This window comes from Paenibacillus sp. FSL H8-0537, assembly GCF_038051995.1.
In the GTDB taxonomy this organism is placed as follows: Bacteria; Bacillota; Bacilli; order Paenibacillales; family Paenibacillaceae; genus Pristimantibacillus.
This window is the reverse complement of sequence record NZ_CP150290.1, coordinates 3,563,637-3,575,727: the sequence shown is the minus strand read 5'-3', so window position 1 is coordinate 3,575,727 and position 12,091 is coordinate 3,563,637. Positions and strand designations below refer to the sequence as shown.

The window sequence follows — 12,091 nt, the reverse complement described above, 5'->3', positions numbered from 1 at the left end:
CCTCTTTCGTAGCAATGTATGAATAAGTGCTCATATATAAATAATATGCCTCGATGACAGCATCTGTCAAACCTATCTTTGCCAATTTGCTCCGGAAACATGAGGCAAGGCCGCTTAAAAGCAGATTATGCAAGACATGGAGCAGCGTGTCTAATGCATATAAATAGGGAGTAGAAGGAGCGTGATGATATGTTCGAGAAGGTGAAGAAATATTACCAGCTCAAGCAGAAGCAGAAGGAAACGGAGCAGGAGCTTGCTGGCCTGCGAACAGAAATATTAGCTTATTGTGCGGAGCAGGAAGCAGCTGAGTTGACTGTAGGGCGCTATAAAGTAAAAATTGTCGCACAGGAGAGGCGGGAATATGATGAGGCGAAGCTGCTTGCAGCCCTTCCAGAGCCTGATGCCTGGCGCCTCGTATCCAAAGTGGATCCATCAAAGGTATCGAGCTTGCTGCAGCTAAACATCATAAGCGAAACCAGTTTGCAAGACACCTTTACAACGAAAAAAATATCCTTATTGCAAGTTGATAAACTATAATTTTTAAAATTTCTCACGAATAATGGATCGAATAAAAAATCCGTTTAGCGGTATTTAGAATCCGTTTTAAGGTAGCCGCCGTTTTCACAATGGATTACGCTTTAAACAGAGCAGCACTAAAAAAACAGCTGCAAAGGGAGAAGTGGTGAAAATGGTACGAATAAGACTTAGCATATTTTTTAGTGTTTTTGTGGCCATGGTCGGATTAATGATCATAGCTCCTGTCATGCCGCCGCTTATCCGCGAATTAGGGCTAAGCGAGACACATTCAGGCCTAATTATTTCCTTAGGCTCTATTGCCATGGCTGTGATGGCCCCGGTATGGGGGAGAAGAAGCGATCTGTTAGGGCGTAAGCCTGTCATTCTAATCGGATTTTTAGGCATGTTTGTCAGCTATATTCTGTTCACGCTCGTTATGTATGCCGGGCTTTCAAAATGGATAAGCGGAACGCTGCTAGTTGTGCTGCTGATTGTGGCGCGCGCGATGGTCGGTCTATTTATCCCAGCCGTACCTTCGTCGGCCCAAGCCTATATGGCGGATGTAACCGATGAAAAGGGACGTTCTGCTGGAATGGCCTTAATTGGGGCTGCAAATGGGCTGGGTCTGGTGCTCGGACCAGCGATTGCGGGCATTTTTGTCCTGATCGGACTGATGTGGCCGCTATATATCGGTGCCGCGCTGCCACTCATTGCATTTGTTGTCGTCCTCTTGTTAATTCCGGCTCATAAACCTGTCATTCGAGCGAAGCCGCCCAAAGTTAATCCGTTCGCCAAAGGGCTTCGTCTCTATTTGTTTGCTGGACTTGCCACGATGCTGAGCATCGTCACTTTGCAAGTCATTGGCGGCTTTTATTTTCAGGATCAGCTCGCTTTGTCGACGCAGGAAACCGCCCGCATGGTATCGCTTGGCCTTATATTTAGTGGAGTCGCGATGATTATTACCCAAGGGCTGCAGATGAAAAATTCGAAATGGCAGCCAAAGCCGCTCATCCTTGCTGGCGCTTTGCTTGTGCTTGTCAGTATGACTATTTTTCTATTTGCTATGAGCTTCATCGGTTTTTATACGGCTTTCTTTATCTTCGGAATCGGTGCGGGATTGATGATGCCGGGCTTTATGGCGGGAGCTTCCCTTGCAGTTGCGCCAGAGCAGCAGGGAGGCGTCGCGGGTATGATTGCATCGGTGCAGGGCTTGTCCGCTGTGATCGCGCCTATCCTGAGCACGACCTTATATCAGGTGGATAAACACCTTCCTTTTGTCGCTGTTGCCGCGATTGTGCTCATCATGGGCCTTACATTGCTTTCCGTGAAAAATAAAGTCAATGCCGTACAGCCCATTTCTGAAAAACATTTTTCTGCTTGACTTTTTAAATGCGGTAGACGTAATATAATACCTACATCTTCATAATCGGCATTGACCAAAGACATGATTCCAATTCCGGACCGCCCAGAGAGAGAAGCGATTGCTGCAAGCTTCTTCGGATACCGGATATGGTTTTACCCCTTTGCAGCCGTGCTGCTGAACCCGCTCCCTTGTGCGAAAGTAAGCTTCACCGCTTTATCCGCGATAACGGATACCAATAAGGGCCTTTTATTCAGGGTGCTGCAGCAAGGGCTGCGGCAGACTGGCGATTAGGTCGAATAAGGGTGGAACCACGAGCTGAACGCACTCGTCCCTTTCCGGGATAGAGGCGTTTTTTTGCGTTCCCAAGGTGAAACGGCTATCGCCGTCCATTGGCGGCGCAGCGCGTTTCAGTCCGAGAAATATAAGCATATTTATAAGGGCAAACTTATAAATTCTTATATTTTAAATGAGCAGAGGTGGAGGCACAAACGATGGAAAAACAGAGCGACTATCAAGATCACATTCAAATCAAGCTGCCGGATGGCGCAATCAGAAGCTGCCCGGCCGGCATAACAGTTGAACAATTGGCGGAAGCGATCAGCCCAGGGCTGCGTAAAAAGGCTGTCGCTGGCAAAATAAATGGCGAGGCCGTTGATTTAAGCCGTTCCATTGAGGCAGATAGCGACGTAGAAATTATTATTTTGGACAGTCCGGAGGGGCTGGAGATTTACCGCCACAGTACAGCGCATCTTTTGGCGCAGGCATTGAAGCGGCTGTATGGCAAGCAAGAAGTCCAGCTCGGAATTGGCCCTGTCATAGGCGACGGTTTTTATTACGATATTGCCATTGCAAGCCCGCTGCCGAATGAACAGCTCGCCGTCATTGAGCAGGAGATGGCCCGGATCGCGGAGCAAAATCTGCCGATCATCCGCCGTGTCGTCAGCCGGGAGGAAGCGCTGCAGCTATTTGTACAGCTAGAGGAGCCGCTTAAAGTTGAGCTGATTCAAGCTTTGTCGGAAAATGTCGTTATTTCGCTTTATGAACAAGGCGAATTTATTGATTTATGCCGCGGGCCGCATTTGCCCGCAACAGGCTGGATTAAGGCGTTCAAGCTGCTGCACACAGCGGGTGCCTACTGGCGTGGCGATTCGAATAACCAAGTGCTGCAGCGCATTTACGGAACAGCCTTTCCGAAAAACAAGCAGCTGGAGGAGCATCTCCACATGCTTGAAGAAGCGAAAAAGCGCGATCACCGCAAGCTGGGCAAGGAGCTTGGCCTGTTCATGTTTTCGGAGGAAGCGCCCGGCATGCCGTTTTATTTGCCAAATGGCATGATTATACGCAACGAGCTGGAAGAGCTGGAACGCGGGCTGCATCGCGAGCGAGCCTATGATGAGGTTCGTACACCGCTAATGCTCAACAATCGGCTATGGGAACAATCCGGTCATTGGGAGCATTACAAAGACAATATGTATTTTACAAATGTCGATGATGCGGTATTTGCCCTCAAACCGATGAATTGCCCAGGACATATGCTCGTATTCAAAAATGAGCTTCGCTCCTACAGGGATTTGCCGATCCGCCTTGCCGAGTATGGACAGGTGCATCGCCATGAGTTTTCAGGAGCGCTAAATGGCATGATGCGGGTGCGGACGTTTTGTCAGGATGATGCGCATTTATTCGTCAGACCCGATCAAATCGAGGAGGAAATCGCCAAAGTAATGGCGCTCATTGATCATATTTATTCGATCTTTGGCTTCACTTATCGGGTAGAGCTGTCCACAAGGCCGGCCGATTCTATGGGCTCTGCACAATTGTGGGATCAAGCAGAGGAAGCACTCAAAAATGTGCTGGTCCAGCAAAATGTCCCATATATGCTTAATGAGGGGGACGGCGCCTTTTATGGGCCGAAAATCGACTTCCATATTCGCGATGCGCTTGGCCGCAGCTGGCAATGCGGAACCATTCAGCTTGATTTTCAAATGCCTGAAAAGTTTGATTTGACTTACATCGGCGAGGATGGCGGGAAGCATCGTCCTGTCGTCATCCATCGCGCTGTATATGGCTCCATTGACCGTTTCATGGGCATTTTGACAGAGCATTTCAGCGGCGCATTTCCGCTGTGGCTGGCGCCCGTTCAAGTGAAGCTGCTGCCTGTTTCAAGCGTGCATTTGGATTATGCCATGCAGGTGAAGCAGCAGCTTCTAAAAGCAGGCCTTCGTGTACAAGTTGACGCTCGCAGCGAAAAGCTTGGCTACAAAATTCGGGAGGCGCAGCTGGCGAAGGTGCCTTATACGCTCGTAATCGGGGACCAAGAGGCAAGCGAAGGGACGGTGTCTGTTCGCCGGCGCGGTGTGAATGAGCAGAAGGAGATGGGCATCGAGCAGCTAGCGAGGCAGCTTTCCAAGCAGGTTGCAGCGAGAGAGCTGAACGCTAACAAGAACGTATAGCAGGCAACAAGGCAAGTGGAAAGAGCGAACGGACGAAAGGACGGCATAATGGCTTAATAGCCTGGATGCCGTCCTTTTTTTGTCGATTAAGAGGATGTCCCTGTGTAAACGAGCACCGCATCGCGTAAAAATGCAGCAGAACCGGGCTGCTTCTCATCGTAATAGGCAGTGAAGCGCTCATCATCAACGTACATTTGGGCAACGCCAGCATGTGCTTCCTTTGTGTAGCTGCCCCAGTAAAAGCTTAGCCATTGCTTGTGCAAATCAGCTGCTTTCTGTGCCAGTTCGCCAGCAGGGTCGCCTGTCAAGAATGCCGATGCAAGCGTGGTCAGCACCTCCTCGCCGAGCTTTTCTACTTCAGCATGCTGCGCTTCCGTCATATTTTTAAGGGCATGGTTCGAACGGTTGACAGCTTCCTCACCATATTTGGCCCTGATTTCTTCGCCATACTTGGCTTCATTGTCATCCAGCAGTTGCTGCTTGAAGCCTGCAAACTTTTCCTTATCCTTCATCGTTTGTTTCCCTTCCTTCTGTAATAATGTTTGGTCTAGATTGGCAATGAGCTGATCGAGCTGCTGCCTGCGCTCCAGCAGCTTGCTGCGATGCTCCCGCAAGGCCGCATGAACGTCAAAATTAGGCGACGTAATAATCGCTTTAATTTCTTCCAAGCTGACGCCAAGCTCCTTGTAAAATAAAATTTGCTGGAGGAGATCAACCTCGTGCTGCCCATAAATCCGGTACCCCGAAGAGTTGATGCGCGACGGCTTCAATATTCCGATTTCATCGTAATAACGCAGTGTTCTCGTACTTACGCCAGCCAAATAGCCTAGCTTCTGAATGGTGTATTCCATATGTTCACCTCCTGACAAATTTATCGTACACCTTAACGGCGCGTGAAGGTCAACCGTTATTTTTTCAGCAGCCGAAAAGCCCCATCCGAAGAGAACGCTCTTCCTCTGGGGCTTATTGGTTTCATTTATTTGAAATTGAAATTTAAAATTTAATGCTGGCGCCGAGAAAATAGCCGATTGTAACAAAGATAAGCACCCATGTAAGGGAGCCGAGGCTCGTAATGAGCAAATATTTGCGGAAAGGCATCGATGTAATGCCAGAAATGTAGCTGGTCATGCTCCTTACACCGGGAATGAAATAGCCGAAAAACAACGTCCATAGGCCAAAACGGGCAAACCAGCCCTTTACCTTTTCAAAACGCTTTGTTGTGAGGCCGACCCACTTGCCATGCTTGTCGATTAAAGGCTGTCCGAATGTTTTGCCCAGGGTGTAGCTTAAAAGCATGCCCGTTATGGCCCCCATGAAGCTGACTAGCAAAGAAACCGAATAATTCAACACCATAATCGAGGATAAATAGCCGATGAATAACATTAATAATTCGTCTGGAACTGGAAGCCCAATAATGCCGAGAGCGAGCAGTCCAAAGACGGCGTAATAACCATACTGAGAAATCATTTCTATAGCAAAAGTCATAACCGTCTCACTTCCTTGCGTAATCTTTTTTGAAAGCGGGAAATGGGATTCGGCTGACCATTAAGATAGAGAGCAGACCCATTAAGGCGAGAGCGGCAGCAGGCTTCATTTGACTATTTAAAATAGGAGCAAGTGCCAAAATGACCCCAGCTGCAGTAATTGGCAGACCAACAAAACCTTTCACTTGGCCCTTTATATTGAATCTTGCCAGACGCAGTGCGCCGCAAGCTAAAAATAATACAGCGGCAATCGGTCCTAGCCACAATGAAGCTTCCAGCTTGTACAGCAGAACCAGAAATACAGGTGCAATTCCGAAGGAGACCAGATCAGCCAGCGAGTCCAGCTGTTTGCCGAAGTCACTCGTACAATGAAGCCATCTGGCAAGCAGACCATCGAGTACATCCCATAAAGCTGCCGTCATCACCATGGCGAGCGCAAGCTTATACTCGCCTTTTATCGTAAAAAGTAAGGACAAGGTCCCAGCTCCCAAATTCAATAGCGTACAGAGGGAGGGCAGCCAGTTTTTATTCATGTCAATCAGCCCCTTGATGAATGAAATCTTTTTTACTTGCAGGATAACAATGTAACAGGCGGCTGTGACTTCCATGTGTCCACTTGTCCTTATAAGTATATCTTTAACGACAAAATCCCTGTTAATTCACTTTATTAAACGATAAAGTTAAATTTTAATGTTGATTTCCATCCAAAAGAAAATCGCCCGCTTCTCAGTATATACAGGAAAGTGGGCGATGAATATAATCATTTATAATTTGAACTATTTTACATTAATGAATAAGCGCCTCCACCAGCAAGTGCAACACCAAGCAGCGAAGCAAATAATAGACCTCCGATCAGCTCGGCAAGTCCAGCGCATACGACCATCGCTGCACCGGGACGCAGGCCAATCGCTTCAAAAAAGCCAGCCGCTCCCTGGATGCCTTCGCCGCCAAACCAGCCGAACAGCTTCTTGCAGCCATGGCCAATCATAATGAGTCCAATAACTAATCGTATAATTAATAATCCTAAATCTAACATTTATTATTCAACCTTTCTCATTATCGCATTCCGTTGCACTCATTCTAAGAAACACTCATACTGAACTCTGATTTTTAAGTCAATATAGTGCAAAAAAATAATTTATTTTTACGGTTGGCTTGTATCAGAGCATGGAAATATGCTAATGTCGTTGTCGATATGATGAACAGGAGCGATAAGAGATGAGCCAAGCAAAACTTTGTTTTATCGGTGCAGGCTTTCATGCCTCCACAAATATTTTTCCGTCCGCAGTAGAAGCAGGAGCTGAGATTGTAGCGGTCTCCACACGAAGCCTTGATCGTTCGCAAGCGGCATTGACCCGCTTCGGCAGCAGCGGCACGCCGTATGACGACTATAAGCAAATGCTGCAAAAGGAAAAGTGCGACGGTGTTGTGGTGGTAGCCCAGCCAGGTGATCAAACGCAAATCGTCATGGACTGCATAAAAGCTGGTAAACATGTATTTGTCGACAAGCCGCTCGGCTGGACTGCCGAGGAAGCGGCAGCCATTGCGGAAGCAGCTGAGGAGACCGGTATTGTGCTGATGGTTGGCTTTATGAAGCGTTATGCCCCCGTATACATGAAGCTCAAAGAGCTGATTGAGTCGGACGAACTTGGAGCCGCACGCTCGTTCCAAATTCGTTTTGCCTGCGATAGTACAGGCTTTAGCAAAACGGAGGAGCAATTCTTGAAGCTGGCTGCTATCCATCTCGTCGATCTTATGCGCGGCTTGTTTGGCGAAGTGGCGCAGGTTGCAGGCTTTAACAACAATTTGGGCGAAAATATTTCCCAGTCGTTTTCCTTGAAATTTGAGAACGGCATTTCCGGCAGCGTCTATTTTGCTGGCATGACTGCTTGGTCGAGCGAAAGTGAAAGCGTGCTGGTCACTTTTGATAATGGCCATGTCGCAGCTGAAGATTCCAAAAAGCTTTCGATCCACAAATCGCCTTTGCCCGGCTCCTCGTCGTTCCAGACGCTATCCGAGGAAACAAAGGTGCTGACACCGCCAGCTTCCACGATGTCCGGATGCTTAGGCGACCTTTACGCACGCGGCTTTATCGGTGAAATGGCCCATTTTATCGCTTGCAGCAAGCAGAAATTGACGCCGAATTCGAGCGGACGCGACAATATTGGCACAATGGATTTATGCGACCGCCTTTTGGACGCGCTGAACTAGCCAAGTCGGCAATCGGTATCAGAGCATATGATGGCCGCAAAAACTTTGCCAAAACGGACTTATGTCCTTTTTAAAAGGGGAGAATAGGTTTACATTAGAGTAACTGAGGATGAGCGATAGCAAAGAGGGTGCCATATTGCGTACAGAATCCATTGAGCGGATTATTCAGGGACATGGCTGGCTGAAGGAAATGTTTGACGAGCTTCCGGAGCAGGTGCAGAATTGCTGGGAGGTGCGCTGCTTTTATCCGGGCGAGACGGTATGCGATCAAGGCGGAGACATGGTTTATGTGTATATTTTGATTGCTGGCGAGCTTGCCGTAGAACGAAAGCTGTCCGACGGAAAAATGTTCCGGCTAGCTATGCTGCTGCCAGGAGACGTCATCGGCGATATCGAGATTAGCCTGGGTATGCCGTTTATTAATCAGGTCGAGACGACACGCGAGTCTACGCTGCTTGCCATCGACAAGCAGCGCTTCAAAAAATGGGTCATCAACAGTCCCGCTTTTTTGCGTCGGTTGAATGACCAGCTAGCGAACAAGCTGTTCCAGCAGGGGAGAAAAACGCTTGAAAACAGCTTTTATTCGATGCAGCAGAAGCTGCTTGCTTATTTTTATGAGGCATTGCGTCATGCTGATTTTCAGAAAAAGCCGGTGTATGAGCTCATCGCCACCCGTGAGGAAATTGCGAGCCAGCTTGGCGTGGCGGTTCGGAGCGTGAATCGGATTATGAAAATACTTAAAGACGAGAAACGATTCGTCGTAAAAAAAGGGCGGCTGCTGTTTACCCAGCAAAGCCAGCAGTGGATTGAGCAGAAGCTGAACAGCAGCCACCAAGCGACTTTTTAATGGCAGTATTTAAAAATGCTCATACCAATAAGCTAGCAATTAGACCAGCGCACGACGTGTTTCTTCTATATATAATAGAGATCTGCTGAGAGTCCGAATTTACCATTTATAATCTGTAGAAAGATTCGCTGCTGAAGCGGGTCTTTTTTTATTTTCCAAACAAGCTTTTCATAAGTTTATTCATATGCTAATGTTAGCTTATAAAAGCTTTAAGAAACCTAACAAAACTAACTAGACACCTTATTTTAATGAAAGGATGTGCAGCTATGGCTAATAAAGTGACGATGCAGCAAATTGCTGACTATTTAAATGTTTCAAAATTCGCTGTTTCTAAAGCGCTTTCAGGTAAGCCGGGAGTTAGTGCGGAGACGCGAGAGAAAATTGTCAGCGTCGCCACACAGCTAGGGTATTTTGCCGGACAGAAGCTCAAAGCTCCTTCCTCCAGCTTAAGCGGGGATAAAGCAAGCGAGCGTCAAACTCGCGATACGGTGATTTTGCTTGTACCGAATGTGAGATACCAGACGAGGGACTCTTTTTTCTGGGGCAAAATTATGGATGGCATTACGATGGAGCTGGAGGAGCGGGAAATTGGCACGATGATGATTACCGAGCAGTTTAAAAATCATTTCGCGCAGTTTATTAACCCGAGCAGCATTCGCGGCATTATCGGCGTCGGCCTAATTTCCTCGCAAATGCTGCTGGAAATCCGCAGTCTAGGCATTCCTTTCGTGCTGGTGGATCATGAAGATCCGCTCATTCCTTCGGATACGCTGTTTATGAACAATATGGAGTGCATGCGCCGCGTGACTAATTATTTGATTGGCTGTGGCCATCGCAAGCTGCAATTTGTTGGCAACACCCACTTTTCACGCAGCTTTCTAGACCGTTTTCTCGGGTATAGCTCCATGCTGGAGGAGCATGGGCTTGTCCAAGCCCAGGAATCCGCACTGTTGACGTTTGAAGGAAATAACCGCTCGGAAATGACAGAGGCGCTGGAGCTGATTGTGAAAAAAATGGTAGAGGAAGCAGCGCTGCCGACCGCCTTCATTTGTGCAAATGATTCCATAGCGATATGTATGATGACGGTGCTTGCTAAATTAAATGTTGCCGTTCCAGTAGAATGCTCTGTTGTCGGCTTTGACAATATTGAGGATGCGGCTTGGTCAAAGCCTACCCTCAGCACCGTCGATGTGCAGAAGGAGGCTTTTGGCCGCCGCGCCGTCGAAATGCTGCTGCGCCGGCTGGAGCATCCCGGCAGCCCACAAGAGAAAATTTTGCTGTCAGGCGATTTTGTCATGCGTGAATCGACGGCAAGCTCCATGACGCAAGCTTAAGGGGCGAATGCTATGGGAGACTCAAAATTTTGGCTGCGGCGCTGGACGATTTTCCCCGCAACCCGCATGGAAGCGAAGCTGTTTATTGTGTTCGTGCTGCTGATCGTTATTCCGGTTGGTGGGCTGACGTATATTTCATCGCTGCGTTACACGAATACGATCGAAAAAAACACGGTTACCTATGCAGCAGAAATTTCTGACAAAATGGTCAGCAAGCTCGACGACTACACGAAGGATATGAAAAAAATATCAATTATACCTTCGTATCTCGGTGAAATTCAGGAGGGCCTTAAGCTCTCAAATCGATATTATTCGCAGGTGGAGGCCGAGACAGGCGGCGATCTGGACCAGTATTACGTTAAAAACATGCAGATGAAGGTGCAAATTCAGCGCAAAATCGAAAGCAGCATTTATTTTATGAACAATATTAAGGAAGGGGCCAGCAGCGTCTATTTGTTTGATGCGTATGGCAACCCCTATTATGTGATGAAAAGTGGAGGAGTCCGCGCCAATCTGCCTGAGTTCTATAATCGCTGGCATGAAACCGCTGCTGCTGCAAATGGCAAGCCTGTACTGATCAGCACACAGGAGGTCAGCGGGGATGCCAATCGCAAACGGTATGTGTTCACGATCGTACGCAATATTATTGACAGCACCTACCATTCGATAGGCATGATTGCGGTTGATGCCAGCATTGAGGTCATTGAGAACGTTGTTAACGATTTGGATGAGACGACGAGAGGCACAACGCTCATTTTGGATGAGGCGGGTACCGTTATTTACGATAGCGAGCAGGCCTTTCTTGCTGAAAATTTATCCAGCGATGCACTGCTTCAGCAGGCAGAAGGGCAAAACGGCAGCTACATCGTCGATAAAAATGGCAAGGAGCAGCTGGTGATTTACCGTAAATCCGAGGAATCCGGCTGGCTCACGCTCATTCTCATTCCGAAGGAGCAGGTGGAGGCCGAGGCGATTCAGACCCGTAATTACACGGGGGCGGCAGCGATTGCCATTATGACGCTGGCTCTGCTTATATCGTTTGTGCTGATTTTTGCGCTGACGAAGCCGATGCGCGAAATGGTGAAGCTGATGAAGCAGGTGCAGGCTGGCAATCTCGATGTTGCCTTTCCGGTGCGTCGCCGTGATGAGGTCGGCATGCTCGGGAATGCCTTTAACCGCATGATGGCGAGAATCCAGCTGTTGATTGAAAATATTTACCGCATTGAGCAGCGTAAAAACCAGATTGAGCTGGAGAGCTTGCAGCGCCAGATTAATCCTCATTTTATATACAACACGCTGGAGTCGATTCGAATGACCGCAGTGCTGAACGATGATCCAGAGGCCGCCGAGATGGTTCAACTTTTAGGGCAGCAGCTCAGATACAGCATTCATGCCGGTGATGAAATGGTGACGGCGAGTCAGGAATTTGAGCATTTGCGCATGTATATGCGGTTGATCAACGACCGCTTCGGTGATCGGTACCAATTGGAGCTGCCTGAGGGAGAAGCGGCCTCCAGCATACGGGTTATGAAGCTGCAGTTTCAGCCTATTGTTGAAAATTCAGTCAACCACGCGTATGAGAATTCACGCGAGGGCGAGAAGATGCTCATTAGCGTAGGCTGGCGAATCGTTGGCAAAGAGCAATGGTTTACCGTTGCCGATGACGGCTGCGGCATGGATGAAGGGCAGCTGCTTCAGGTACGCAATGCCTTGTCTGCCGCCGAGCCGCCAGGTCCAAGCGGAAGAGGCATTGGCCTGCGCAATGTGCATGAGCGCTTGAAGCTGCGTTTTGGCGCCAGCTACGGCTTAACGATTGACAGCGAGCTGGGGAAGGGCACGCGGGTAACGATTCGGATGCCGCTGAATCAGGAATGAATACAGGAATG

Annotated in this window: 12 protein-coding genes; 8 read left to right on the top strand and 4 right to left on the bottom strand. The window is 48.4% G+C overall.

Annotated features, from left to right (window positions below; genetic code table 11):
* Positions 1-189: 189 nt before the first annotated feature.
* The 4 genes from MHB80_RS14895 (at position 190) to thrS (ending at position 4,329) form a co-directional block, all read left to right on the top strand.
* On the top strand, positions 190-537 hold the full coding sequence (locus MHB80_RS14895) for a hypothetical protein (protein ID WP_341277742.1): 348 nt from the start codon (positions 190-192) through the stop codon (positions 535-537).
* A gap of 151 nt (positions 538-688) precedes the next feature.
* On the top strand, positions 689-1,897 hold the full coding sequence (locus MHB80_RS14890; protein ID WP_341277741.1) for an MFS transporter: 1,209 nt from the start codon (positions 689-691) through the stop codon (positions 1,895-1,897).
* Between the two features lie 63 nt (positions 1,898-1,960).
* Positions 1,961-2,170: a hypothetical protein gene (locus MHB80_RS14885; protein ID WP_341277740.1), complete on the top strand. Its 210-nt coding sequence runs from the start codon at positions 1,961-1,963 to the stop codon at positions 2,168-2,170.
* A gap of 200 nt (positions 2,171-2,370) precedes the next feature.
* Positions 2,371-4,329, top strand: coding sequence for a threonine--tRNA ligase (gene thrS / locus MHB80_RS14880; RefSeq protein WP_341277739.1), 1,959 nt, complete (start codon positions 2,371-2,373; stop codon positions 4,327-4,329).
* A gap of 86 nt (positions 4,330-4,415) precedes the next feature.
* Here the strand turns inward: thrS and MHB80_RS14875 are convergent, their stop codons facing one another.
* The 4 genes from MHB80_RS14875 to MHB80_RS14860 all read right to left on the bottom strand — a co-directional run bounded on the left by MHB80_RS14875 (position 4,416) and on the right by MHB80_RS14860 (position 6,849).
* On the bottom strand, positions 4,416-5,180 hold the full coding sequence (locus MHB80_RS14875; RefSeq protein ID WP_341277738.1) for a MerR family transcriptional regulator: 765 nt from the start codon (positions 5,178-5,180) through the stop codon (positions 4,416-4,418).
* Between the two features lie 142 nt (positions 5,181-5,322).
* Positions 5,323-5,814, bottom strand: a complete 492-nt coding sequence (locus tag MHB80_RS14870) for a DedA family protein (RefSeq protein WP_341277737.1) — start codon at positions 5,812-5,814, stop codon at positions 5,323-5,325.
* 7 nt (positions 5,815-5,821) lie between these two features.
* A complete protein-coding gene (pssA, locus tag MHB80_RS14865; protein ID WP_341277736.1) occupies positions 5,822-6,346 on the bottom strand; it encodes a CDP-diacylglycerol--serine O-phosphatidyltransferase in 525 nt (174 codons plus the stop codon).
* Between the two features lie 248 nt (positions 6,347-6,594).
* Entirely contained in the window at positions 6,595-6,849 is a 255-nt protein-coding gene (locus MHB80_RS14860) for a DoxX family protein (RefSeq protein WP_341277735.1), read from the bottom strand.
* A 182-nt stretch (positions 6,850-7,031) separates the two neighbouring features.
* On the opposite strand from MHB80_RS14860, the gene MHB80_RS14855 reads away from it, so the two are divergent.
* From MHB80_RS14855 to MHB80_RS14840, 4 genes are all read left to right on the top strand, one after another.
* Complete coding sequence (locus MHB80_RS14855) at positions 7,032-8,024, top strand: Gfo/Idh/MocA family oxidoreductase (protein WP_341277734.1); 993 nt, start codon at positions 7,032-7,034, stop codon at positions 8,022-8,024.
* A gap of 109 nt (positions 8,025-8,133) precedes the next feature.
* Positions 8,134-8,871, top strand: coding sequence for a Crp/Fnr family transcriptional regulator (locus tag MHB80_RS14850; protein ID WP_341277733.1), 738 nt, complete (start codon positions 8,134-8,136; stop codon positions 8,869-8,871).
* A gap of 266 nt (positions 8,872-9,137) precedes the next feature.
* Complete coding sequence (locus MHB80_RS14845; protein WP_341277732.1) at positions 9,138-10,205, top strand: LacI family DNA-binding transcriptional regulator; 1,068 nt, start codon at positions 9,138-9,140, stop codon at positions 10,203-10,205.
* 12 nt (positions 10,206-10,217) lie between these two features.
* Positions 10,218-12,080, top strand: coding sequence for a sensor histidine kinase (locus MHB80_RS14840; protein ID WP_341277731.1), 1,863 nt, complete (start codon positions 10,218-10,220; stop codon positions 12,078-12,080).
* Positions 12,081-12,091: the final 11 nt, after the last annotated feature.